This is a genomic window from Micromonospora sp. NPDC048063 (genome assembly GCF_043202855.1).
Lineage (GTDB): Bacteria > Actinomycetota > Actinomycetes > Mycobacteriales > Micromonosporaceae > Micromonospora.
In genome coordinates this window covers 1-23,820 of record NZ_JBIDBG010000021.1, presented here as the reverse complement: position 1 = coordinate 23,820, position 23,820 = coordinate 1, and the positions used below count along the sequence as shown (strand labels likewise).

General features: G+C 75.4%; 22 protein-coding genes and 1 riboswitch. Of the genes, 6 read left to right on the top strand and 16 right to left on the bottom strand.

The genetic code is table 11. The annotated features are described in order from the left end of the window. Nucleotides 1–96: 96 nt before the first annotated feature. The 6 genes from ACGFZ2_RS30365 to ACGFZ2_RS30340 all read right to left on the bottom strand — a co-directional run bounded on the left by ACGFZ2_RS30365 (nucleotide 97) and on the right by ACGFZ2_RS30340 (nucleotide 7,122). Nucleotides 97–1,005 carry a L,D-transpeptidase gene (locus tag ACGFZ2_RS30365; RefSeq protein ID WP_393459474.1) on the bottom strand — a complete coding sequence of 303 codons (909 nt, stop codon included), beginning with the start codon at nucleotides 1,003–1,005 and terminating at the stop codon, nucleotides 97–99. Between the two features lie 87 nt (nucleotides 1,006–1,092). Further along, the gene (locus ACGFZ2_RS30360) at nucleotides 1,093–2,541 is read right to left on the bottom strand and encodes an alpha-amylase family glycosyl hydrolase (RefSeq protein WP_393459471.1); all 1,449 of its coding nucleotides are present in this window, start codon (nucleotides 2,539–2,541) and stop codon (nucleotides 1,093–1,095) included. 261 nt (nucleotides 2,542–2,802) lie between these two features. Beyond that, nucleotides 2,803–4,089: a serine--tRNA ligase gene (serS, locus tag ACGFZ2_RS30355; RefSeq protein ID WP_393459468.1), complete on the bottom strand. Its 1,287-nt coding sequence runs from the start codon at nucleotides 4,087–4,089 to the stop codon at nucleotides 2,803–2,805. 208 nt (nucleotides 4,090–4,297) lie between these two features. After that, a complete protein-coding gene (locus ACGFZ2_RS30350; protein ID WP_393459610.1) occupies nucleotides 4,298–5,374 on the bottom strand; it encodes a MerR family transcriptional regulator in 1,077 nt (358 codons plus the stop codon). A 127-nt stretch (nucleotides 5,375–5,501) separates the two neighbouring features. Then, entirely contained in the window at nucleotides 5,502–6,683 is a 1,182-nt protein-coding gene (locus ACGFZ2_RS30345; RefSeq protein ID WP_393459465.1) for a saccharopine dehydrogenase family protein, read from the bottom strand. Further along, nucleotides 6,676–7,122 (bottom strand): hypothetical protein, encoded by a 447-nt coding sequence (locus tag ACGFZ2_RS30340; protein ID WP_393459607.1) that lies wholly within the window; start codon nucleotides 7,120–7,122, stop codon nucleotides 6,676–6,678. The genes ACGFZ2_RS30345 and ACGFZ2_RS30340 overlap by 8 nt, the downstream gene beginning before the upstream one ends. Before the next feature lie 232 nt (nucleotides 7,123–7,354). Between ACGFZ2_RS30340 and ACGFZ2_RS30335 the strand changes: the two genes are divergently transcribed. Continuing rightward, nucleotides 7,355–10,405 carry a LuxR C-terminal-related transcriptional regulator gene (locus ACGFZ2_RS30335; protein ID WP_393459462.1) on the top strand — a complete coding sequence of 1,017 codons (3,051 nt, stop codon included), beginning with the start codon at nucleotides 7,355–7,357 and terminating at the stop codon, nucleotides 10,403–10,405. A gap of 17 nt (nucleotides 10,406–10,422) precedes the next feature. On the opposite strand, the gene ACGFZ2_RS30330 is transcribed toward ACGFZ2_RS30335, so the two are convergent. From ACGFZ2_RS30330 to ACGFZ2_RS30310, 5 genes are all read right to left on the bottom strand, one after another. Continuing rightward, complete coding sequence (locus ACGFZ2_RS30330) at nucleotides 10,423–10,971, bottom strand: DsbA family protein (protein WP_393263182.1); 549 nt, start codon at nucleotides 10,969–10,971, stop codon at nucleotides 10,423–10,425. Further along, the gene (locus ACGFZ2_RS30325) at nucleotides 10,968–11,126 is read right to left on the bottom strand and encodes a hypothetical protein (RefSeq protein WP_393263180.1); all 159 of its coding nucleotides are present in this window, start codon (nucleotides 11,124–11,126) and stop codon (nucleotides 10,968–10,970) included. Before ACGFZ2_RS30325 ends, ACGFZ2_RS30330 begins: the two co-directional genes overlap by 4 nt. 127 nt (nucleotides 11,127–11,253) lie before the next feature. Continuing rightward, on the bottom strand, nucleotides 11,254–11,940 hold the full coding sequence (locus ACGFZ2_RS30320) for a BON domain-containing protein (protein ID WP_393263178.1): 687 nt from the start codon (nucleotides 11,938–11,940) through the stop codon (nucleotides 11,254–11,256). A gap of 186 nt (nucleotides 11,941–12,126) precedes the next feature. Beyond that, nucleotides 12,127–12,534 (bottom strand): hypothetical protein, encoded by a 408-nt coding sequence (locus tag ACGFZ2_RS30315; RefSeq protein ID WP_393459459.1) that lies wholly within the window; start codon nucleotides 12,532–12,534, stop codon nucleotides 12,127–12,129. Nucleotides 12,535–12,698: 164 nt separating this feature from the next. Then, the gene (locus ACGFZ2_RS30310; RefSeq protein ID WP_350707704.1) at nucleotides 12,699–12,842 is read right to left on the bottom strand and encodes a hypothetical protein; all 144 of its coding nucleotides are present in this window, start codon (nucleotides 12,840–12,842) and stop codon (nucleotides 12,699–12,701) included. Between the two features lie 330 nt (nucleotides 12,843–13,172). Between ACGFZ2_RS30310 and ACGFZ2_RS30305 the strand changes: the two genes are divergently transcribed. Next, on the top strand, nucleotides 13,173–13,535 hold the full coding sequence (locus tag ACGFZ2_RS30305) for an STAS domain-containing protein (RefSeq protein WP_350683044.1): 363 nt from the start codon (nucleotides 13,173–13,175) through the stop codon (nucleotides 13,533–13,535). A 183-nt stretch (nucleotides 13,536–13,718) separates the two neighbouring features. Then, nucleotides 13,719–14,186 carry an SRPBCC family protein gene (locus tag ACGFZ2_RS30300; protein ID WP_393459456.1) on the top strand — a complete coding sequence of 156 codons (468 nt, stop codon included), beginning with the start codon at nucleotides 13,719–13,721 and terminating at the stop codon, nucleotides 14,184–14,186. Between the two features lie 106 nt (nucleotides 14,187–14,292). Here the strand turns inward: ACGFZ2_RS30300 and ACGFZ2_RS30295 are convergent, their stop codons facing one another. The 4 genes from ACGFZ2_RS30295 to ACGFZ2_RS30280 all read right to left on the bottom strand — a co-directional run bounded on the left by ACGFZ2_RS30295 (nucleotide 14,293) and on the right by ACGFZ2_RS30280 (nucleotide 19,862). Next, on the bottom strand, nucleotides 14,293–15,354 hold the full coding sequence (locus ACGFZ2_RS30295; RefSeq protein ID WP_393459604.1) for a coiled-coil domain-containing protein: 1,062 nt from the start codon (nucleotides 15,352–15,354) through the stop codon (nucleotides 14,293–14,295). A 13-nt stretch (nucleotides 15,355–15,367) separates the two neighbouring features. After that, a riboswitch (cyclic di-AMP (ydaO/yuaA leader) is annotated at nucleotides 15,368–15,499 on the bottom strand. A 153-nt stretch (nucleotides 15,500–15,652) separates the two neighbouring features. Then, a complete protein-coding gene (locus tag ACGFZ2_RS30290) occupies nucleotides 15,653–16,570 on the bottom strand; it encodes a cation diffusion facilitator family transporter (protein ID WP_393459453.1) in 918 nt (305 codons plus the stop codon). A 92-nt stretch (nucleotides 16,571–16,662) separates the two neighbouring features. Continuing rightward, entirely contained in the window at nucleotides 16,663–18,780 is a 2,118-nt protein-coding gene (locus tag ACGFZ2_RS30285) for a HelD family protein (RefSeq protein WP_393459450.1), read from the bottom strand. Nucleotides 18,781–18,926: 146 nt separating this feature from the next. After that, complete coding sequence (locus ACGFZ2_RS30280; RefSeq protein ID WP_393459447.1) at nucleotides 18,927–19,862, bottom strand: alpha/beta fold hydrolase; 936 nt, start codon at nucleotides 19,860–19,862, stop codon at nucleotides 18,927–18,929. A 147-nt stretch (nucleotides 19,863–20,009) separates the two neighbouring features. Between ACGFZ2_RS30280 and ACGFZ2_RS30275 the strand changes: the two genes are divergently transcribed. Continuing rightward, on the top strand, nucleotides 20,010–20,654 hold the full coding sequence (locus ACGFZ2_RS30275) for a carbonic anhydrase (RefSeq protein ID WP_393263166.1): 645 nt from the start codon (nucleotides 20,010–20,012) through the stop codon (nucleotides 20,652–20,654). Nucleotides 20,655–20,785: 131 nt separating this feature from the next. Here ACGFZ2_RS30275 and ACGFZ2_RS30270 read toward each other — a convergent pair whose 3' ends face one another. Continuing rightward, the gene (locus ACGFZ2_RS30270) at nucleotides 20,786–21,115 is read right to left on the bottom strand and encodes a hypothetical protein (RefSeq protein WP_393263165.1); all 330 of its coding nucleotides are present in this window, start codon (nucleotides 21,113–21,115) and stop codon (nucleotides 20,786–20,788) included. 307 nt (nucleotides 21,116–21,422) lie between these two features. Here ACGFZ2_RS30270 and ACGFZ2_RS30265 point away from each other — a divergent pair, with 307 nt between their 5' ends. Both ACGFZ2_RS30265 and ACGFZ2_RS30260 read left to right on the top strand, forming a co-directional pair. Next, nucleotides 21,423–21,914: a DUF3145 domain-containing protein gene (locus ACGFZ2_RS30265; RefSeq protein ID WP_350707719.1), complete on the top strand. Its 492-nt coding sequence runs from the start codon at nucleotides 21,423–21,425 to the stop codon at nucleotides 21,912–21,914. Nucleotides 21,915–21,990: 76 nt separating this feature from the next. After that, nucleotides 21,991–23,721 (top strand): glycoside hydrolase family 3 protein, encoded by a 1,731-nt coding sequence (locus ACGFZ2_RS30260; protein WP_393459444.1) that lies wholly within the window; start codon nucleotides 21,991–21,993, stop codon nucleotides 23,719–23,721. Nucleotides 23,722–23,820 lie beyond the last annotated feature (99 nt).

Here is a 23,820-nt window from a genome sequence, read left to right as displayed (position 1 = left end):
CCGAGCTGACAGGGTCGGAAGCAGGCAGTGGTGAACTTCTGCTACCGGAAGCGCTCGTCCGGACGGTTGCGTTCGGTGCGGGCGGCGTCGATGCCGTCAGGCCGTCGGGGGTGGGGTGGGCAGCTCGTCGACCACCACCACCTCGGTGCCGGGGCGCACCTCGGCCAGCAGTTTCCGCTGCCCGCTCTTGGTCAGCCGGATGCAGCCGTTGGTGGTCTTCTTGCCCAGCTCGCCGTCGTGGTACCAGCTGTGTATGCCGATGTGCGCCCCGCGCAGGCTGGCCGGCACCGACTCCGGGTCGTCGGGCACCGCGCCGAGGGCGAAGATGTCCACGCCCCCGTACACGTCCTGCGGCGGCGGGGTGCGGCCGAGGACGAAGGTCCGGCCCAGCGGGGTCTCCTGGCCGCGCTGGCCGAGGCTGATCTCCCAGGACTGGACGGCCTGGCCGGCGCGGTACCAGGTCAGCCGGTGCGGCCTGCGCTCGATCACGAGCTGGTCGCGCAGCGGCACGGTGGTGAAGCCGCCGGGCGGCAGCCAGGCGAGGGTGCGGTTGGCCGAGGGGAGCAGCACGGCCGTCCAGCCGGCGCGCCGCTGGGCGATCGGCATGGTCAGCTCAACGCCGTTGATGGTGGGGGCGAGGAAGGCCAGCGGCCGCCCGCCGGGGGCGGTGTAGGCGGCGATCTCGCGGGTCGGGTGCAGGCCCTCGGTCAGCGGCGTGGTGTCCAGGGTGTCCGGGTCGGCCGGGAATCCGGTGGGTGCCGGGTCGTAGTCGACCACCGGCAGGTCGTCGGGCGCGGGCGCGGCGACGGGCACCCGCTCCGGCGTCGGGGCCGCGCTGCTCGGCGCGGCGACGGTCGGCGTGGGCGGCGCGACGACCGGAGGTGCGGAGGGCGTGCGGTAGGTCAGTGCCCAGCCCGTGGCCCCGACGGCCGCCAGCAGCAGGGGTACGCCCACGGCGACGGCCAGCAGGCCCGCCCGTCGCCGGATCATTCGGTCAAAACGCACAAAGTCACTGTAACGGGTGGGGAGCGACGAAGCCCCGCCCTGGCCGGAAAGTCGACCGGGGGCGGGGGCCGTCGGTGGGGTGGCGGGTCAGCTGAGCCGGGCGCCGACGTGGATGGCGACGGCGTCGTGGGCGGGTATGTTCGCGGCGAACCAGCCGTTGCCGTCCACAGTGATCACCGGCCCGCTGCACGTGCCGTTGGCGAAGGTGCCGTGGATGACGTCGCAGTAGCGGCCGGCCGGCAGCCCGGCGTGGTAGGACCGGCCGGTGATCGCGTGGTCCTCGTCGTTGACCGTCAGATAGCCCTTGCCGGCGCGGCTGAAGGCGATGTGGTTGTTGCCGTTGTCGTACCAGTTGGCGACGCCGGCGCCCTCGGTGGCGTTGCGGAAGCCGACCATGTTGGCGATCACCGGCCAGCGGTGCTCGCACTCCCAGCCGGAGTAGCAGGTGGTGTCCAGGGTCCGGCCCGAGCCGTCCGAGGGCGGGCCCTGGTCGCGCTGGCTGAACGTATAGCTCGACATGACCGTCGGGGAGCCGTACGGCCAGCCGAGCATGAACGCGTTGGCCAGCGCGTAGATGCCCCGGTCGCGGTAGGTCAGCACGCCGCCCACGTCGCGCTGGGTGTCGTGGTTGTCCATGAAGACCGCCGCCGAGCCGCTGGGCAGGTGCCCCCAGCCCTCGCCGAAGTTGCGCAGGTAGGCGAGCTTCTCGGAGCGGAAGACCCGGGCCAGGTCCTTGCCGTAGCGGAACTCGTGCACGTCGCCGTTGCCGGTGTACTCACCCGGCTGGATCGGCTCGCCGGCCCCGTGGATGACCTCCTGCACCAGGTACGCCGGGCGGGACAGCTTGCCCTTGATGGCGGCGATGTCGGCGGCCGGCATGTGCTTGCTGGCGTCCATCCGGAAGCCGTCGACGCCGAGCGAGAGCAGGTCGTTGAGGTAGCCGGCGATCCGTGTCCGGACGTAGTCCGACTCGGTCTTCAGGTCGGCGAGGTTGACCAGCTCGCAGTTCTGCACCTCCCAGCGGTCGTTGTAGTTGGCGATGTCGTCGCCGCCGTTGCGACCGCAGTGGTGGAAGTCCTGGGTCTGGTAGATCCCGGGGTAGTCGTAGTGGCCGTACGACGAGCCGGCCCACCCGGTGCCGCCGTTGTCCTGCCCGGACATGTGGTTGACCACCGCGTCCACGATCACCTTCACCCCGGCGGCGTGGCAGGCGTCGACCATCGACTTGAACTGGGCGCGGGTGCCCTTGCGGGACTCGATCCGGTAGCTGACCGGCTGGTAGGCCAGCCACCACTGCGAGCCCCGGACGTGTTCCTGGGGCGGGGAGACCTGGACCCAGCCGTAGCCCCGGGGGCCGAGGGTGGTCCCGCACTCGGTCGCCACCGAGGCCCAGTTCCACTCGAAGAGGTTGGCGATGACCTTCTTGCTGCCGGCCGGGGCCGCGGCCGCCGGGGGCGCCGTCGCGGCGGTGGGGACGATCAGGCCCGCGATCACGCCGAGGGCGACGATCGCCGACAGACGTCGACGTCTCTGCATCGGAGGACTCCTGACGGGGTGCGGGGGCGGGGCGGCGGCGGGCCGGGGGAGGGCCCGATGCTGCCGGAAAGTTGCAGCCCGGTCTGAAAGTTTCCGAAAGATTACAAGCGCGTTGCAGTGACTGTCAACGCATGCACATGCGTCACTGTGTTGTCGTGAAGTGAAGGGCAGTCGCGCCGTCCGTGCGGGCGGCACCGCGGCTCGCCACGGCCGAGTCGCCCCCGCCCGCGGCAGACGCGAGGCGGGGGCGAGGGCCGAAGGTCAGCGGGCCGGCGTGAGGCGGTCGGTGCCCAACCGGTCGCGGAGCACCTCCGGCACCAGCACCGAGCCGTCGGGCTGCTGGAACTGCTCCAGGATGGCCGGGAACAGGCGGCTGGTGGCCAGCGCCGACCCGTTGAGGGTGTGCACGAAGCGGGTCTGCTTGCCGCCCGGCTCCCGGTAGCGGATGGCCGCCCGGCGGGCCTGGTAATCGCCGCCCCAGGAGACCGACGAGACCTCCTTGTACTTGCCCGTGCTCGGCATCCACACCTCGATGTCGAGGGTCTTCCGCATCGCGGCGCTGGCGTCGCCGGCCGACAGCAGGGTGCGCTGGTAGTGCAGGCCCAGCGCCTCGACCAGGCTCTCCGCGTGGCCGACCATCGCCTCCAGCGCGGCGTCGGCCTGCTCGGGCAGGGTGAACTGGAAGATCTCCACCTTGTTGAACTGGTGGCCCCGCACCGTGCCGCGCTCGTCCGAGTGTGAGCCGGCCGCCTCGCGCCGGTAGCACGGGGTGTAGGCGAACACCCTCAGCGGCAGCTTCGCGGTGTCCAGGATCTCGTCCTGGAACGCCCCGAGGATCGCGGTCTCCGCCGTGGGCAGCAGGAACTGCCCGCGCGGCGCGGACTGCCGGTCCAGGTGGTAGACGTCGTCGTAGAACTTGGGGAACTGGCCGGCGGCGAAGCCGGCGGTGTCCAGCAGCAGGTGCGGCGGGAGCAGGAACTCGTAGCCGGCCTCGATGTTCCGCTCGATCAACCAGTTGACCAGCGCCCACTCCAGCCGGGCGCCCAGGCCCGTGTACATCCAGAAGCCGGAGCCGCCGAGCTTCACGCCGCGCTCGTGGTCGACCAGACCCAGCGCGCGGCTCAGCTCCACGTGGTCGCGGACCTTCTCGATGGCCGGCGGCGCACCGAAGGTCTTGACGACCCGGTTCGCCTCCTTGCCGCCGCCGACCACGTCGTCGGCCGGGAGGTTGGGCAGCTCGCTCATCCGGTCGCGCAGCCGGGTCTGCACCTCGTCGAGCTGACTCTCCAGCTCGGCGAGCTGCTTGCGCTCGGCCTCCGGGGCGGTCACCTGCGGCTCGGTGCCGGCCCGCTTCGCCTGCGCGTACGCGCGCGCCTCGGCCTTGCGGCGCTGCCGCTCGGCGTCGATCCCACTGATCAGGGCACGGCGTTCCTGGTCGAGCCGCTGGATCTCGTCCAGGGCGCGGGTGACCTCGGCGGGATCCAGTCGCTTCGCCAGCGCGGTCTCCACCGCCTCGCGATCCTTCCGGATCAACTCCATGTCGAGCATGCTGCTCCGTACGCCTCCGTCCGGACGTCAGGTGGACCCACCGATGCTACCGTCGCGGCCCGGTCGCGCCCCGGGCCGGGCCGGACACCGCCCGCCGCCCCCACGACCGCCCCGCGCGGCGCGACCCGCGAGCCCGACGTGCTCGCCCTCGTGTAAGGAAGGGTCCCTTGCAATCGCCAGGCGATTGCAAGGGACCCTTCCTTACACCTCAGAGCCGGATCGGCATCAGGATGGAGAAGGCGTCGGCGTCGTCGGGGCGGCGGACGGCCAGCGGCGCGATCGGGCCGTCCAGCTCCAGCAGCAACTGCCCCGGGCCGGCGGCGTCGAGGGCCTGGAGCAGGTAGTCGCCGTTGACGCCGACCCGGAACGCGTCCTCCTCCCCGGCCAGCTCGTCGGCCCCGAGCAGCCGCACCCCGCCCCGGCCGTCCGGCCCGAGCACGGTCACGGCGAGCGGGGCGCCGTCGTGCCGCCGGCTGACGACGGGGGCGTCGGCGCTGGTCAGGGCCGACCGCAGGGCGGCGGCGTCGACCGTCAGCCGGTGCGCCGGCCCGTCGCCGGGGGCGGCGCGCAGCAGGCGGGCGTAGTCCGGGAAGTCGTACGGCAGGACGGCGGCGTCGACCGTACGGCCGGCGACGGAGACCGAGATCGCGCCGCCGGCCACGGTCAGGCGTGCCTCGGGGGTGCTCCCCGCGCCCGTGTCGAGCAGGGCCCGCGCCTCGTCGACGAAGGCGACGGGGGCGAGCACCCGCGCCGGCGGCCCGTCGACCCGGCCGGCCGCCCGGGCCAGGGCCATCCGGTGCCGGTCGGTCGCCACCAGCCGTACGCCGTCGCCGTCGGCGTCGAACAGCACGCCGGTCAGCACCGGCAGGTCGGGGTCGGTGCCGACCGCGAAGCGGACCGCGTCCACGGCGGCGGCCAGGTCGACACGGGACAGGACGAGGCGGGTGGCCATGGGGCGCTCCTCGGGATCGATCAGCGTACGGATCCGGGAGAGTTCGCGGCGGGCGTCGGCGAGGCCGTCCTCCAGGCGGCGCAGGTGCGCGTCCAGCAGGCGGTGCACCTCGGCGGGCGCGGACCGCAGCGCGGCGGCGATCTCGGCCACCGGCATGCCGACCCGGCGCAGCCCGGCCACCAGCCGGGCGGGCGCCACCTGGTCGCCGGTGTACCAGCGGTAGCCGGTGACCGGGTCGACCCGGGCGGGGGTCAGCACCCCGGCCGAGTCGTAGAACCGCAGGGCGCTCACGGTCAGCCCGCTGGCCCGGGCCAGCTCGCCGATGCTGCGCAGGTCGCTCTCCACGGCGGTGATCCTGTCGTCTCAACCTGGTCGAGGGTCAAGCCACCGACCGCCCGGGCCGCCGGTCGTGTCCGGCCTCGTCGCCGGTCACGTCGGCCGGTCGGTCGGGGCCCACGGGTCAGCGGGGCTCGTCGAGCACCCGGAACGTCATCCCGGCCCGCACCAGCCGGTCCAGCAGCGCGTCGCCCATCGCGGTCACCGGCGTGACCTGGCCCGAGGTGGCCGGCAGGTCGTCGGTGGCCAGGCAGAGCGCGGACTCGGCGAGCATCTTCGCCGTCTCGTCGTACCCGGGGTCGCCGCCGGCCACCTCGGTCAGCACGCGCCGGCCGCCGCCGGTGCCGACGAACCGGACCCGGAACCAGGACTTCGCCCGCTGCCGCGGCGTCGGCCCCTGCCCGGCGGCGAGCCGGCCGAGCAGCCAGCGCCGGGCCGGCGGCAGCTGCACCAGGCCGACCAGGCCACCCAGCCCGACCGCGCCCGCCAGCACCGTGGGCAGCCGCTTCACGGCGGCGAAGTGCCGGTAGCGGAAGTCCGGGCCGTACTCGGGGCGGGCGGCGGCGGAGCGGCGTACCACCTGCGGGTCGATGGTCGGCAGCGGCACCGTCCACATGCCCAGCGCCCTGTCGCGGCCGACCCGCCCGGGCACCGCGCGGGCCCGCCGCCCCGTCGGGCGCGGCTCGACCTGCCGGCGCTCGCGCGCCGCCCGGGACGTCTCGGCCCGCCGGGAGAAGGCGAGCAGCGCCGAGTGGTACGTGCCGGCGGAGAACCGCCCGCCCGCCCGGACGAAGCCGTCGACGGTGATCGGCACGCCGGCCGGCAGGTGCCTGAGCGTGAACCAGACGCCCAGGTCGTGCGGGACCGAGTCGAAGCCGCAGGCGTGCACCAGCCGCGCCCCGGTGCGCACCGCCTCGTCGTGGTGGCGCACGTACATCAGGTCGACGAACTCCGGTTCGCCGGTGATGTCCAGGTAGTCGGTGCCGGCGCGGGCGCAGGCGGCGACGAGCGGCTCCCCGTGGTGGACGTACGGGCCGACGGTGGTGGCCACCACCCGGGCGCTCTCGGCCACCGCCCGCAGCGAGGCGGCATCGGTGACGTCCGCGATGAGCAGGGGCAGCCCGGCCAGCGCCGGGTCGATCGCGGCCAGCCGGTCCCGGACGGCGGCGAGCTTGCCGGGGTTGCGCCCGGCGAGGGCCCAGCGCAACCCGGGCGGGACGTGGCGGGCGAGGTACTCGGCGGTCAGCCCGCCCGTGAAGCCGGTGGCCCCGAACAGGACGACGTCGTACGCCCGCTGCTCACGCATCCGCCGAGTCTGCCACCCACGACGCCGGTCGGTCGACGGCGGAGCGGTCCGCGCGGAGCACCTCGCCGGTCTCGGCGAGCTGCTTGACCTCCCGCAGCGCCTGGCGGATCAGCAGCCCCGGATCGTCGCCGACGAGGTGGGCGGCGAGTCCGGTGGGGGTCGCGCCGGCCAGCGGCCGCGCGGCCAGTTCCGTGCCCCGGCAGCCGGGCGCCGGGCGCAGCTCCACCTGCACCGCGCCGCCGAGCCGGCGCAGGGGCTCCGGCCAGCGTCCGCCGGGCAGCACCTCGCCGGGCGCGCGGTCGACGGTCACCACCTGCCAGCGCGCGGGCCGCGGGTCGGCTCCGGCCGCACGGGGACAGGTCCGTCCCTGCCGGCGTACGGCCAGCGCCCGCAGCGCCGCCCCGGCCGCCGCGGCGAGGGCGAGCCCGGCTCCGGCCATCCCCGCGATGCGTCCCACCGGTCCCTCCGTCCTCGCGCGTCCACCTCGGTGTCCTCCGTCCCACCGGCCCCCCGGGTCGCGCGCCGTCGGGCGCGGCCGGTCGCCCGCGTGCCACCAAAGTCGCCGTGGCCCGGGTGACGCAGGCTCCCCCCGAAGGGGTGAACCGGGCCCGGCCGGGTAACCGCCCGTCGCATGGCCTGGGGAGTGGACGCGTCCGTGGGGGTGGGGCCGGATGCCGGAGCACGTACGGGACACCGGGGTCGTCGCGGTCGCGGGCGGGCCGGCGGGGGCGCCGCTGCTGGCGTCCCGGCTGAGCCCGGCCGCGCCGCCGGAGCCGCTGCTGTTGCGGCCCCGGCTGCTGCGGGCGCTGGACGCGGGGACGGCCGGCCCGGTCACCCTGGTCTGCGCCCCGGCGGGGTGGGGCAAGACGACGCTGCTCGCCTCCTGGTTCCGGGCTGCCGGGGAGGCCGGGTGCCACCCGGGCCGGACGGGGGAGGGGCCGGTGACGGCCGCGGCCGAGGGCGCCCGGGACACGGTGGCGTCCGGCGCGAGCCCCGGCGACTTCGGCGCGGCGGAAGCCCCGGCGGGGCCCGTCCGGCCGTTGCCGGCGTGGGTGTCGGTGGAGGCCGGCGACGACGGGGACCGGCTCTGGTCCTACCTGGCGGCGGCGCTGCGCGCGGCCGCCGATCCCGCCGACGACGCGCCGGGTCCGCCCGTGCCCGACCGCTCGCCCCGCCCCGACCAGCTGGAGGTGCTGGCCGCGGCCCTCGCCGCCCGGGAACGGCCGGTGCTGCTGGTCCTGGACGACCTGCACCGGATCACCGACCCGGCAGCGCTGACCGGGCTGGACTTCCTGCTGCGCCACGCCGAGCAGCGGCTGCGGCTGGTGGTCGGCGCGCGTGGCGGGCTGCCGCTGGCCGTGCACCGGCTGCGGCTGGCCGGGGAGCTGACCGAGATCGGCCCGGAGGAGCTGGCCTTCACCGGCGACGAGGTCGCCGACCTGCTGACCGCGCACGGGGTGACGCTGCCGGCGGCCGGGGTGCGCCGGCTGCGGGAGCGGACCGGCGGCTGGCCGGCGGCGCTGCGGTTCGCGTCGCTGGCGCTGCGCGGGCAGCCAGACCCGGCCCGCTGGGCCGAGCAGTTCGGCGGCGACCAGCCGGATGTCGCCGGCTACCTGCGCGAGGAGGTGCTGGCCGGGCTGGCGCCGGAGGCCCGGGACGTGCTGCGGCGTTCCGCCGTGGCCGACGCGGTCTGCGCCGGGCTCGTCGACGCGCTCACCGGGCGGGCCGACGGCGAGCAGGCGTTGGCGGCCCTGGCCGGCGACGGCGGGCTGCTCCGCCGCGACGACAGCCGCCCGCCCTGGTACCGCTGCCACCCGCTGCTGGCCGACCTGCTGCGGGCCGAGCTGGGCTGGCTGCCCGCCGACGAGCTGCGCGACCTGCACCTGCGGGCGGCCGGCTGGTACGCCGACAACGGGCGGCCCGCCGACGGGCTGCGGCACGCGCTGGCCGGCGGGGACTGGGACCGGGCCACCGAGCTGTTCGTCACCCGCTGGCCGGAGCTGGTCCCGTACGACCGGGACGAGCCCGGGGGACCGGCGCCCGCCCCCCCGCCGCCGGAGGCCGTGCGGCGCGACCCGGAGCTGGCGCTCGCCTGCGCCGCCGAGCGCGCCGGGGCCGGGGACGCGACCGCGGCCACCGGGCACCTGCGCGCCGCCGTGGACGCCGCCCGGTCGCTGCCGGCGCCGCGCCGGGACCGGTTCCGTCGGCTGGTCGCCGCGCTGGAGGTCACCCTGGCCCGGTTGGCCGGCGACCCCGAGGCGGTACGCGCCGCCGCCGCCCGGCTGCTCGCCGGCCGCCCCGCGCCGGGCTCGACGGTTCCGTCCTCGCCACCGGCGACCGGCGCTCCCGCGACGGACGCATCCCCGACCGGTGTGCCCCCGACCGGCGTGCCGACAACGGGCGGGCCCATCGGCGGCCCGACCGGCGTGCTCGCGACGGGCGGGCCGACCGGTGTGTCCCCGACCGGCCGGGAGCGGCTGGGAACCGCCGCCTGGCCGCTCGCCCCGGGGCCGGCACTGCCGGTCGAGCCGCGCGGCGACGCCGTCGAGGACGCCGACGTGCGTGCCGTCGCCGGCACCGCGCTCGGGCTGGCCGACCTGGCCGACGGCGACCTGGCCGCCGCCGGGTCCGCCTTCGCCCGGGCGCTGGCGGCGGCCCGGGACGCGGGGCGGCCGCGTACCGAGCTGGTGTGCGCCAGCCGGGCGGCGCTCCTGCACGCCGTGCGGGGCGAGCTGCGGACCGCCGAGGCGCTGGCCCGGGACGCCCTGGCCATGCCGCCGTGCCGGGGCTGGTCGTGCCGGGAGGACTGTGCGCACGGGTACCTGGCGCTGGCCCTGGTCGCGCTGCACCGCGACCAACCCGAGGAGGCGGAGGCGCACCTGGCGCTGGCCGCGCCGGCCACGGGCGAGTCGACCGTGGCGGCGACGGCGGCGCTGTGCCGGGCGGGCCTGCTGCGGGACGCCGGCGACCTGCCCGGTGCGCACCGGGCGCTGGCCGAGGCCCGGGAGCGGCTGGCCGACCGGCCGCGGGCCGCCGAGCTGGCGTCCTGGCTGCTGGCCGCCGAGGCGGACCTGCGCGGCATCCGGGGCGACCTGGACACGGCCCGGCACCTGCTCGCCGACCGGGTCCGGGACGGGGCCGACCCGCCGCTGGCGATCGCGCTGGCCCGGGTGGAGCTGCGCGCCGGCGACCCGCGCGCCGCCGGGTACGCGCTGCCCGACTGGGAGGCGCCCGGGGCGGCCGACTGGCCGCTGCCCGTACGCCTGGACGCGGCGGTGCTGGACGCGGTGCTGGCGCGGCGGGCGGGCGACGACCGGCGGGCCGGACGGGTGCTGGAGCGGGCCCTCGACCTGGCGGGCCCGGAGGGGTTCCGGCGGGCGTTCACCCGAGCCGAACCCGGGGTCCGGGACCTGCTCGCCGCCCACCTCGACGCGGGCACCGCCCACTGGCCGACCGTCAGCGACCTGGTCCGGGGCGCCGACACGCCGCCCGACCGGACTTCGGCGGACCAGCGCCCGGCGGCGCTGGACGAGCCGCTGACCGAGCGCGAGCTGACCATCCTGCGCTATCTGCAGAGCATCCTGTCCAACGTGGAGATCGCCGCCGAGTTGTCCCTGTCGGTCAACACGGTCAAGACCCACGTGCGCAACATCTACCGCAAGCTCGACGCCACCCGCCGCCGCGAAGCCGTCCGCCGCGCCCGCGACCTCCACCTGATCTGACCGCGTGGGCGGGTGGGTCAGGGGTTGGCGGCGGCGTCGACCGCGGCCAGGAGGTCCGCGAGGTCGTAGCCGGCGTCGTGGCGGACCCCGTTGACGAACAGGGTCGGGCTGGCCTCGACGCCGCTGCGGATGCCGCCGACGAAGTCCCGCCGTACCCGGTCGCCGTGCGCCTGCCGCTCCACCTCCGCGTTGACCTCGTCGGCGGGCAGGCCGAGCTGCGCGACGCCGAGCGACAGGTGCACCGGGTCGAGCTGGTCCTGGTGCTCGTAGAGCCAGTCGTGCATCGCCCAGAACCGTCCCCGCCGCCCGGCCGCCTCGCTGGCCTCGGCGGCGTGCTCGGCGTACGGGTGCATGTTGGTGATCGGGAAGTGCCGGTACGCCAGCCGCACCGTCTCGGCGCGCTGCCGTAGCACCTCCCGCAGGTTCTGGTACGCGGCCCCGCAGAACCGGCACTGGAAGTCGCCGTACTCGACGATCGTCACCGGCGCGTCCACCGGCCCGCGGACGTGGTCGTGCTCGGTCACCGGGGTCCGTAGGCGGGCGGTGACCTGCAGTGGTGTGGTCATCCGGTCGTCACCCGCCGATCCGTGCCGAGGCGCTCCGGCGCGAGCAGCCGGCCGTCGTCCGCCCGCCGGAGGCGTGCGGCGCCGGGCCGGGTGGCCGGCGGGCGGGACCCGGGCGCGGCGCGCCCGGCACGGGTCGACCCCTTCGGATCAGTCATGTCTCCCAGGCTGGCCCGGGGCGGGGTGAGGGCGGCTCACCCCGCCCGGGTGGTTCGGCCCGCGTGCCCGTCGGGCCACGTCGGAGGCCTCGCCGCCGGGGTCGGGGGCCGACCGGGGCACGGCGGCTCAGGCCAGCACGGGGGCGACCGCGATGTGGTTCTGCACCTCCCGGATGCCCGGGGCACACCAGGCGGTGCGTTCCACCTCCGCCCGCTCCGGCATCGAGTGGACCAGCCCGCCGAGCACCACCGTGTCGCCGTGCACCCGGACGGTGATCCGTTCCGCCTCGGTGGCCCGGTTGCGGGCCAGCGCGTCGACGATCCGGGCGGCCAGGGCGTGCCCGTCCGGCCGGATGGCGGGGCGGACGGTGATGCCGTTGCTGACCCCGCGTACGCCGGTCAGCCGGGCCACCGCCCGTTCGGCGGCGCGGCGCTGGTACTCCCAGTCCACCTCGCCGTGCAGCGTCACCCAGCCCTGCGAGACCGTCACGTCGAGCTGCTCCAGCGGGACGAAGGCGTCCCACTCCAGCGCGTGCCCCGCCGCCGCCGCGATGTCCGGGTCGGCGCGTTCGGCGCCGGTGCCGATGCGTACCGCGAGGTCGTTGGCGACCGCCCGGACGCGGGCGACCCGGTGCGCCGCCCGTTCGGCGGCCCACTTCTTGGCGTAGCTGTCGACCCGACCGGTCAGCGTGACCACGCCCTCGGAGACGGTCACGCCGATCTCGTGCGGTCTCACCCGGGGTTCCCAGGTCAGCTCGTCGAGGACGGCGGACTGGATGTCCTGGTCGGTACGGGTGATCGTCTCGATGGCCATCTGTCACTCCTCACGGGATAGCTGCCTGTGCACACGGGCCCGCCGGGACCGATCCTGGCGCGGGCGGGGGTGAGCGACCCTCACCCGACCCGGGTGGCTGTGCCCTGTCCGGGAGGTACGGCGCGGGCCCCGGCCGACCCTCAGGGGTCGACCGGGGCCCGCGGTGTGCCCGTAGGTCGGGGTGGGTCAGCCGTCGAGGCCGACGGGGGAGTTGGGACGGTCCACGTCGACGAACTCGATGTCGTCCGCCGCCCGGTCGTCCCGGCTGCCGGCGGCCCGCGCGGCGGTGCCGGCGGCCCAGCCGATCGCCGCGCCGACCAGCGCGGCGCCGATCAACAGCGTCCAGGGCAGCGTGGGGCGGCGGCCGGCGAGCGCGTCGAAGGCCAGGGTGGCCCGGCGGCGCGCCTCGTCCGCCGCGGAGCCCACCAGGTCGCCGGCCTCGTCGGCGAGGCCGGAGCCGCCGCGGCGGGCCGACCGGGCGGTGTCGCGGACACTGTCGCCCGCGGAGCTGACCGCCGAGACCAGGTTCTGCCACGCCTGGTCGGCGATCCGCTCGGGCTTGCTGCGGCGATCCAGCAGATTGGTACCGAACATGGTGGGTTACCTCCTCGGGCCGAAGCCGGCGGCCACTTCGGACTTCGACGTCTCACCGGCGCGTCATGGCTCGCTCGTTCCGCCTGTGCCCAACCGGGCACCTCCGCAAACCCTCGCCGGGCGCGGGGCGAGCCCGGACACCGGGCTGGGGCCCTCGCCGTGCGTCAGCGGAGCGTGACCACCGCGGTCACGCCGCGCGCGAAGTCGTCGTCATCGTCGTCGTCATCGTCGCCGCCGCCGAAGCCGCAGGCCAGCACGAGGGCCAGCAACGCGCCGACACCGGCCAGCGCGGCAAGTCTCCTGATCATCGATCGTCCTCCCGTCGTGGCACTCGTTCTTCGGGCCGATGCTAGGCAGGATGGGCAACCCGCGGGCGGGAGCGGGGCCGGCCACGCCAGGAAGTTCGGGTGCCGGGCGGTGCCGGCGGGAGACGGCTACCCTGGGTCGGCGACGCGTCAGCGGCAGCTGATCGTTGGGTGAACAAGAAGTGAAAAGTCCGGACAAGGGCGACTTGGTGCGCCCTCATCCGCGAATTGCTCATCCCGAGGGGTGGCGACCGAGGCCGTCGGAGGAATACTCTCGGTCGCGGCCCGCGTACTGATGAGGCGCCCGTCGGACGGGCGAGTGGAGGTGCTCGCGTGAGCCTGTCGATCGTGAAGTCGGTTATGCCCGGTGGTGTCATCGAGATCGCCCCCCGGGGCGAGATCGACGTCGACACCGCATACGAGGTGCGCGAGGCGATCGCCGAGGTCCTGGCCAAGGGGCGCCCCAGCCGGATCGAGCTCAACATGAGGCTCGTCACCTTCATCGACTCCGTCGGTATCAGCGCGATGGTCGCCGGCTTCCAGACCGCCGAGGTGAGCGGCGTCAAGCTCGTCGTCACCGAGCCGAGCCGGTTCGTGCACCGGCAGCTCTGGGTGACCGGCCTGCTCGGCCTCTTCGGCGCCCCTGAGCCCTACTACGCCGGCGCGCCCGCCCCCGAGGTCCTCCCCGGCGCCTGACCCGCCGGCAGGGGTCCCGCCGGTGCCCCGTTGGCGTCAGTCGTCGCCGCGGCCCGACAGGTCGATGTCGGACGCCTCGGTGACGCGCGGATCGCAAGGCCGGCATCCGCGCGGAGCGGCGCGCCGTTGCCAGCGCGCCGCCGGTGCGCGACGATCGGGCGACGGCGACGGTGGGGAGACGGCGTGCTCAGGCGGGATTCCTTCAGCTACACCGTCCAGGCGCGCTGCTCGCTCGCCGACGCCGCAGGGTTGCTCGCGGACCCGGCCCGGCAGCAGGACCTGCACCCGCTGATCGCCCGGGTCCGCCGGGTGTCGCCCCGTCGCGGCGCGCGGGCCAGCTACCTCATCACCGACCGGCTGGCCGTCGGGCCGCTGCGCCTGCCGGTCACCTACCGGGCCGACGTCCTGGTCGACGGGCCGGACGAGATCGTCACCGTGGCGCGGCAGTGGCCGGCCACCACGGTGCGCAACCGGACCCGACTGCGGGCCGAGCCGGACGGCGTGGTCCGGATCGACGTCGAGATCACCCTCACCGCGCCGGTCCCGCTCTTCGGCTACGCCTTCAGCCAGGCGCGCGCCGCCCACCTGGGGCTGGCGGCCCGGCTCGGCGTCGCCCTGGGCGGGCACCCGCCGGAGTCACCGCCCGCCTGAGCCGGGCATCGACGACACGGCGGCATGCCCGGCCGTCGGCCGGGGAGGTGGCGGCGGGAAGGCGGTCGCCCCGGCGACCCGCGAGCGGGTCACCGGGGCCGGGGCGTCAGTAGACCGACAGGTGCACGTGGTTGGTGTGGTCGCTGGACGGGTCGCCGTTGGCGCCGCTGTACGACTTCCATCCGCTGCTGGGCAGCCAGATCTGCCTGTACCAGATCACGTAGAGCACGGCGAGCCGGTCGGCGTTCTTGACGAAGTACGTCGCCAGGTTGTTGCCGTACGTCCTGTCGCCGCCGGTGGCGTCGCCCCCGAACCCGCTCTTCTGAGCCGCGAAGTCGCAGGCCCGGCCCTTGGGGTGCTCGCCGGAGCCGCCGGGGCGGTAGCAGGAGACGTAGCGGGTGAAGCCGGACGCCTTGGCCTGGTTGAGCGCGTGCAGGGTGCGCGGGGTGATGCAGCCGTTGGCGGGGGTGGGGTCGTTGACGCTGCACGACTCGGACGGCCAGGACCCGTCGGAGTTGCGCGGCGCCGGCTTCGCCGTCGCGGTGGAGCTGCCGCCCGGCCCGCCGCCGCTCGACTGCGACCGGTTGGCCACCGTCAGCGCCCGCTCCGCCTGGTCCTTGCGCTTGGCCATCAGCGTGACCTGCTTGCGCTGCTCCCGGATCTCGCCGTCCAGGGCCAGCTTGGTGCGGGCGGCCTGGTCACGGGTCTCCTGGAGCTCGCGGAGCGCCCGGTCCTCGTTGGCGGCCACCGCGTCGAGAGCGGCGGCCCGGTCCATGAAGCCGTCCGGCGAGCTGCTGTTGAGCAGGGCGGACACCACCCCCAGCCGGCCGGTCCGGTAGGCCACCCCGGCGATCTCGCCGACCTTGCTGCTCCGCTCGGTCAGCTCGCTCTCGGTCGCCTTGAGCTGTGTGGCGAGCTGCTGCTGCCGTTTGACCGACGTGTCCAGCGCCCGCTTGGCGTCCAGGTAGCCCTTGCTGGCGGCTTCGAGCTGGGCCCGCAGGGCGGGCGTGCCGCCCTCCTGGTCCTGGCCGGGGGCTGCGGCGAGCAGGCCGGCCCGGGAGGCGGCCGCCGCGGGGGCGGTGGTGACCGGGGCGACCGCGGCGCCGAGGGTGAGCGTCACGGCGATCAGGGCCGCCAACCGGGCGGCGCGTCGTCGTACAGGTGCCATCACTGGCATACACGTGTCCTTCCGTCAGCCGCCGACCGGGTTAGCTGACGGGTTCGGGACGGAAGATCCCTACCGCTGACGCGGATGCACCCCACGAACTTGGTTCCCCGGTTCGCCCCGCCGGGCGATTAGGCGGCGGCCACCGCCGGCACCGGTGGGTGCCGCCTGGCGGAGGCCGGAACCGAGCCTACCGGTGCGGGTGTGACTGGTGTAGCACAGGTGACTGAGGGTGCCTGTCCGCTTACCGTCAAATCCGACATAAGTCAACAATACTCTCCCAGATTTAAGGCTGTGCTCATTACCACTCAACCGACCCGCAGGCCCCGGGAGACGCCCCCGGCTCGATCTGCAACGTCGCGTGCTCGATCTGGAAGTCCTCGTGCAGGGCCGTCCGGGCTGCGGTGAGCACCGCGCCGACCTCCGCGCCCGGCGCCATGGTCAGGTGCGCCGAGGCCACCTCCATCCCGGAGGTCAGCGTCCAGACGTGCAGGTCGTGCACCTCGGCCACGCCGGGCACGGCGGCCAGCCGGTCGTGCACCCTGGCGACCTCGAGGTGCTCCGGCGCGGCCTGCACCAGGATGCGCAGCGCGGCGCGCCCGAGCCGCCAGGTGCGGGGCAGGATGAACAGCCCGATGGCCACCGCGACCAGCGGGTCCGCCCACCACCAGTCGGTGACGGCGATCAGCAGGGCCGCGCCGATCACGCCGAGTGAGCCCAGCAGGTCGCCCAGCACCTCCAGGTACGCGCCCTGCATGTTGATGCTCTCCTTCGCCCCGGACCGCAGCAGGGCGAAGGCGGCCACGTTGGCGAGCAGGCCGAGCACGGCGACCGCGAGCATCGGGCCGGCGAGCACCTCCGGCGGGTCGCCGAACCGGCGTACGGCCTCGACGACCACGTAGACCGCGACGCCGGAGAGCAGCACGGCGTTGGCCAGGGCGGCCAGCACCTCCAGCCGGTAGAGGCCGAAGGTGCGCTGCGGGTCCGCGCCGGCGCGCCGGGTCGCGGTGATCGCCGCGAGCGCCATGCCGATGCCGAGCACGTCGGTGAACATGTGCCCGGCGTCGCTCAGCAGGGCCAGCGAGCCGGTGCGGAAGGCGGCCACCGCCTCCACCACCATCAGGGCGCCGAGCAGCGCGAACGCCGCCCAGAGGCGGCCCCGGTGGCGGTGCGCGGCATTCGCGACCGACCCGTGGTGGTGGTCATGACCTGCACCCACGCGCCCACCTTCCGTCACCCGTCCGGACCCGGTTCAATCTATGCTCACATCGCAATATGTGCAAGTGACTGCCCGGCGGCGGCCGGGACGACTCAGCCGGTCGGGTCGACGGTGGTCAGCCGCTGGGTGGCCCGCGACAGCGCGACGTAGAGCGTCCGTACGCCCGAACCCGGGTCGGCCCGGATCTCACCCGGGGCGACCAGGACCACGCCGTCGTACTCCATGCCCTTGGCCTCCAGGCTGGTCACCACCTGCAGGCGCGGCGCGCCCAGCCCGCCCAGCCACCCGGCCACCTCGTCCCGGCGGGGCACCGGCGTGATCACGCCCACGGTGCCCTCCACCTCGGCCAGCAGCGCCGTGGCCGCCGTCACCACGGCGGTCTCCAGCTCCGCCGGCGGCACCACCAGCTCGACCGGGTCGACGCCGGTGGAGCGCACCGCCCTGGGCAGCGGGAGATCCGGGTGCAGCCGGCGGATCTCGGCCGCCGCCACCGCGAAGATCTCCGCCGAGTTGCGGTAGTTCGTGGTCAGGGTGAAGTGGTGCCGCTTGCGCCGGCCCAGCGCCTGGTCCCGGGCCCGGGTCAGCTCCTCCGGGTCGCCCGTCCACGCCGTCTGCGCCGGGTCGCCCACCACCGTCCACGAGGCCAGCCGGCCGCGCCGGCCGATCATGCGCCACTGCATCGGCGAGACGTCCTGCGACTCGTCGACCACGACGTGCGCGTACTCCCGGTAGTCCTCCGGGCGCTGCCGCGCCGCCTCGCGGGCCGCGCGCTGCCGGTCGGCGAACGTGCTCAGCTCGCGGACCCCGCCGGCCAGCTGGAACGGGTCCCGCTTCGGCCGGGCCGGCTTCATCGGCTTGCCGAGCAGCGCGTCCAGCTCGTCCAGCAGCGCGATGTCGGCGATCGTCAGCCCGGCGCGGTCCAGGCTCCGGTACGCGTCGGTCAGCAGCCGGATCTCGGCGCCGGAGAGGATCCCGCCGGCGTACCGGCGCAGCCGGTCGGGGCGGGCCAGCCAGCCCAGCACGTGCCGGGGGTGCAGCCGGGGCCACCACGCCTTGAGGAACTCCCGGAACTCCGGCCGCTCGGCGACCTCGTCCTCGAACGCGCGCTGCTCGGGCAGCCGGCCGATGCCCAGCCGACGGGCCTGCGCCCAGAGCGCGGCGAAGACGCCGTCGAAGCCGGCGCGGCGCACCTCGTTGCGGCGGGCGCCCCGGGGCATCGCCCGCTCCCGGATGGCGTCCAGCTCGCGGCGGTCCAGCCGGAGCAGCTCGCCCCGGTAGAGCAGTCGCAGCTCGGCCGGGCCGTCCGGCACCGCGTCCCGGGCCGCCCGTTCCAGCACCCGGCGCATCCGCAGCGAGCCCTTGACCGCCGCCACGGCCGGCGGGTCGGTACGGGTGGCGCTCATGCCCGGGAACAGCGTGCCCAGCGAGTGCAGCGTGGCGGTGTCCTCGCCGAGCGAGGGCAGCACCGAGGCGATGTACTCGACGAAGACCGAGGACGGGCCGACCACCAGGATGCCGCCGCCGGCGTACCGGCTGCGGTCGGAGTAGAGCAGGTACGCGGCCCGGTGCAGGGCGACCGCCGTCTTGCCGGTGCCCGGGCCGCCGGAGACGATCGTCACCCCGGAACCGGGGGAGCGGATGGCCTCGTCCTGCTCCCGCTGGATGGTGGCGACGATGTCCCGCATGCCCCGGCCGGTGGCCTTCGACAGCGTGGCGAGCAGCGCGCCGTCGCCGACCACCGCCATGTCGGCGGGCGCGGCGGCGGGATCGAGCAGGTCGTCCTCGATCCGGGTGACCCGCTCACCGGAGGACTGGATCATGCGCCGCCGCACCACGCCCAGCGGCTCCGCCGGGGTGGCCTGGTAGAAGGCGGCGGCGGCTGGGGCCCGCCAGTCGACCACCAGGGTGGTCGCGTCCTCGTCCCGGATGCCGAGCCGCCCGACGTGCAGCACCTGCCGGTCGCGCAGGTCCAGCCGGCCGAAGACCAGCCCCTCGTGCTCGGCGTCCAGCACGTGCCGCCGCTGCGCGGCGTGGAACACCATCGCGTCCCGCTCGACCAGCGCCCCGAAGTTGCCGACCCGGGCGAGCCGGTAGCCCTCCTTCTCGGCGCGGACCGCCGACCGGCGCAGCTCGGCCAGTCGGGCGTACACCCGGTCGAGGTGCCGCTGCTCGACGGCGGTCTCCTGCGCCAGGGTGGTCTGGTCGGTCAACGGTCGCTCCTCCTGACGTGGGCGGCGGGCGGCGCGAACCGCGCGAACCACGCCAGGCCAACCGCAAGAGGGTACGGCCCGCGCGCAACCAGCTGCGCCTGAGGTGCGGGAAAGGAGCCCGCGTCACCCCGCCCGGCCGGCCCGCGTCACCCCTTGCGGGTGGTGGCGGGAGCGGCGGAGCGGGCGTCGTCGAGCACCTGGCCGAGCACGCCGCCCAGCGCCGCGTTGACCTCGGCGGGGCGTTCCATCATCAGCATGTGCCCGGCGCCCGGACAGACGGTCAGCTCCGTCGCCGGCAGCGCGGCGGCGATCGACTCGGCGCACGGCGGCGGGGTGAGCCGGTCCCGGTCGCCGACCAGCGCCGCCGCCGGCAGGTGGGCGAGCCGGGCGAGGGTGTCGAGCCGGTGCTGCGCCCCGATCGAGGCGCGGAACCCGCCGATCGAGCGGAGCGAGGCGCGGGCCACCGCCGAGGTGACCAGCCGGATGTCGTGCGGGTCGCAGCGGTCGCCGAAGAGCATCCAGCGGATGCTGGGGCGCAGGGCCCGCAGCAGTGCCCGGGGCGGCCGCCAGGACCCGCACCGGGCCAGCACGCCGGCCCCGGTGGTCTCGGCGAGCCGGATCAACCGGGCGATCCGGGGCGACAGGCCGTAGACGGTGTGCGTGTGCCCCTCGGCCGTCGTGGAGACGAAGACCAACCCGGCGGCGCGTGCGGCGAAGTGCTCGGGGTGCCGGTGCGCGTACTCCATGATCGTCATGCCGCCCATCGAGTGGCCGGCGAGCACCACCCGGCCGTCCGGGGCCACCTCGTCCAGCACCGCGGCCAGGTCGTCGCCGAGCTGGGCGAGGGTGGCGGTGGGCAGCGCCATGCAGCTCGACCGGCCGTGCCCGCGGGCGTCGTAGGTCACCACCCGTACCGCGGCGTCGAAGCGTTCCCGCAGGTCGGCGAGCTGCCGGTGCCAGGCCCGCCCGTCCAGCGTCCAGCCGTGCAGCAGCACCACGGTGACCTCGGCGTCGGCCGGCCCCGTCGCCTCGACGTGCAGCCGCACGTCGTCGGGAAGACGTACCTCGACGTGCTCCGGCATCGCCACCTCCCCAAGGCCGCGCTGGTCCGCAACACCGGGGATACCCGGTGGTAACACCGGCTACCCGTCATGACACCACGGCAACCGTGCCGGTGAGAAGATTCGCAACCCGGTCCGGGCGCCGGCCGGGCCGGCCAAGCTGGGGGCATGGGGTCGCCGCAGGCAACGCCGCCCGGGCCCGCGCCGGCCGGGCGGGCGGCCGGCGGCACACCCCGGGCCGCCCTGGCGGAACTGCTCGCCGGCAACCGCCGGTTCGTCAGCGGCCAGCCGATCCACGGCCACGACGTCACCGCCGCCGCCGCGGCGGCCTCCGGGGACCAGCAGCCGTACGCGGTGCTCCTCGGCTGCATCGACTCGCGGGTGCCGCTGGAGGCGATCTTCGACCAGACGTTCGGCTCGATCTGCGTGATCCGCACCGGCGGGCACGTGCTCGACCGGGCGGTGCTCGGCTCCATCGAGTACGTGGTCGGGGAGTTGGGCGTACCGCTGGTGGTGGTGCTCGGGCACGAGCGGTGCGGCGCGGTCGCCTCCGCCGTGGACGCGCTGCGCGGCGGACGGTCACCGGGCGGCGCGCTGGCGCACCTCGTCGAACAGATCGCCCCGGCGGTGACCGAGGTGGGCGTCGACGATCCTCGGGCGCATCCGCTGGCGGTCCGCCGGCACGTGCTGCGGACGGTGGCCGCGCTGCGCGCCGACGACCTGCTCGCCGGCCCCGTCGCCGCCGGCCGGCTGGCCGTGGTCGGCGCCCTCTACGACCTGGCCACCGGCGAGGTCGCCCTGCTCGAGGGGTGACGTGTAAGGAAGGGCCCCTTCCTAACGCAATGCGTTAGGAAGGGGCCCTTCCTTACACGTCAGGCGCGCGTGAAAAGAACCGCCCGCCGGGATGATCCCGACGGGCGGTCCAGGTGTCGCGTGGGGAGGGCTCAGCCCTCGAAGACGCCGGCCTCGACGAGGCGCTTCTCGGTGGCGTCCCAGCCGTCACCCGGGTGGGTGGCGTTGAGGTTGTTGAGCTCGGCCCGGATCTTCGCGGCGTGGCCGGCGGCGGCCAGCGTCCGGATCTCCTCGACGAAGGCCTCGGAGTCGGTGCGCAGGTGCGCGGTCTTGCCGTTGGTCAGGTTACGCACGTAGGCGTGCTTGCCGCCGTTGAGCGGGATGAGGTACTTGAACTCGCCCAGCACGCTGAGGGCGCCACCCTGGCCAGCCTGGCCGGCCCGGACTGACGCGCGCGCGGTCTTAGAGGTGTTGCTCGCCACGGAGGTACTCCTTGCAAGACGTACGGGAGGACGGAACGTCCGGGGGCTGTGCGGACGGCACCTGGTGAGTGGGCCCGCGGAAGATGTGCGCGGCACAGGCCGCCGATGGAACTGTACACGACCACGGTCCCTGGCTGGTCATCGCGTCTGGAGGGGTCAACGGCGGTCACCCGTCCGACTATTCCGACCGGCGAATTTTCCGATTCCCTGGCGCACCATCCGTCACAGCAGTCATCATGTGTTCCAGAAGCCACTCGGGTGATCGAGGTCGTAGGGGAAGACGCACCTCGCTCTCCGGGAGGTCACCGTGCCAACGCGTGGCGTCGTATACGTCCACTCGACCCCGCTCGCCGTGTGCTCACACGTCGAGTGGGCGATCGCGCGCGTCCTCGCCGCGCCGGTCAACCTGCAGTGGACGGCTCAGCCCGTCGACCCCGGCGCCCGCCGGGCCGAGTGCGGGTGGACCGGTCGTCCGGGGACGGGCGCCGAGCTGGCTGCTGCCCTCCGGCAGTGGCCCATGATCCGTTTCGAGGTCACCGAGGAGCCGAGCGCCGGCGCCGACGGCGAGCGCTTCATGTACGTCCCGGGGCGCGGCCTGTTCCGCGCGACCGTGGGCGCGGCCGGCGACATCCAGCTCGGCGAGGACCGGCTGCGCAGCCTGATGGCGGGCGCGCGGGCGCCGGAGGCCCTCGCGCACGCGCTCGACAAGGCGCTCGGCACCGCCTGGGACGCCGAGCTGGAGCCCTACCGCTACGCCGGCGACGGCGCCCCGGTGACCCTGCTCACCCGCGTCGGCTGACGTCCCACGTCCGACCGCGTCCCGACCCGTCGGCGGCGCGAAGGTCGGGTTGCCCCGATAAGGGTGAACTGGTGGGATGGGCCGCGTGTCGACTACCCCGCGACGTGCCGGCGTCGCGCTCGCCGCCCTGACCGCGCTGCTCCTCTCCGCATGCTCGGGGCCGGCGGACCGCCGCCCTGAGCCCGCGTCGACGAGCGCCGCGGCCACCCCGACACCCGGCGCGAGCCTGCCCGCCGCCGACCCGGCCGCCCGCGCCGCCGCCCTGGTCGGCACGCTCGCCGACGAGGACCTGGTCGGCCAGGTGCTGATGCCCTACGCCTACGGCGACTCGGCGACCCGGGTCTCGCCCGGATCGAAGGCCGGCAACCAGGCGCTCGCCGGGGTGGACACCCCGGCCGAAATGATCGCCAGGTACCGGCTCGGCGGGCTGATCCTGGTCGGCTTCAGCGCCGACGACCCGACCAAGGGCAACCAGGAGACCACCAACGTCGACAACCCGGAGCAGGTCCGCGGACTCACCACCGGCCTGCGCGAGGCCGCCGGTCGGCTGCCCGCCGGTCAGGCGCCGTTCCTGATCGGCACCGACCAGGAGTACGGCGTGGTCACCCGGATCACCGACGGGGTGACCCTGCTGCCCAGCGCCCTCGCCGCGGGCGCGGCCGGGAAGCCGGAGCTGACCGAGGCCGCCTGGCGGGCGGCCGGCACCGAACTCGCCGCGATGGGCATCAACCTCGACTTCGCCCCGGTCGCCGACGTGCTCGCCACCCGCAGCACCGTGATCGGCTCTCGGTCGTACGGGGCGGACCCGAAGGTGACCGCGGGGCAGGTGGCCGGCGCGGTCCGCGGGTTGCAGGCCGCGGGCGTCGCCGCGACCGTCAAGCACTTCCCGGGCCACGGGCACAGCGCCGCCGACTCGCACGAGGACCTGCCGGTGCTCGACCAGTCCCGCAAGGCGCTGGAGACCGGTGCCTGGCCGCCCTTCTCCGCCGGCATCGACGCCGGCGCGATGGCCGTCATGTCCGCCCACCTCGACGCCCGGTCGGTGGACCCGGGCACCGCGGCGACGTTCTCGCGCAAGCTGCTCACCGACGTGTTGCGCGGCCAGCTCGGCTTCCAGGGCGTGGTGATCACCGACGGGATGAACATGCCGCCGGCGAAGCGCTGGTCGCCGGGGGAGGCGGCGGTGCGCGCGCTGCAGGCGGGCAACGACCTGATCCTGATGACGCCGCACGTCGGCCAGGCGTACGACGGGCTGCTCGCCGCGCTCCGCGACGGCTCGTTGCCCCGGGCCCGCCTCGTCGACGCCGCGACCCGGGTGCTGACCATGAAGTTCAAGCTCGCCGACCGGCCCGCGCCCGAGCTGTCCACGCTGGGCGGCCCGGCGCACCGCAAGGCGGCGGCGGACCTGGCGGCGGCGGCCGTGACGGTGTTCCGGGGCGCCTGCGGCGGCGGGGTCCGGGGCCCGGTGACCGTCACCTCCTCCGGCGGGCGCGACCACACCCGGGCGGCGCTGACCGAGGCGCTCACCGCGGCCGGGGTCAAGGTGGTGCCCAGCGGCGGCACGGTGGTGCACCTGGTCGGGTACGGCGATGGCGCCGGCGACCTGCGCGCCGACGCCGCCGTCACGGTCGCCATGGACACCCCGTACGTGCTGGCGAAGGCGAAGTCACCGACCCTGCTGGCGACGTACTCGTCCAGCCGGGCGTCGATGACCGCCCTCGCCGGGGTGCTGGCCGGCAAGGCACGGCCGGAGGGTCGGTCCCCGGTGCCGGTGCCCGGCCTGCCCGCCACCACCTGCGCCGGCTGACCGCCTCATGTAAAGGACTCCGGTGCTTGATCAGCCCGGTGGTCCTGGGGTTGCATGAGCATCCCGGCTGGTCCGGTGGGTGGCGTCGAGCACGGCTCT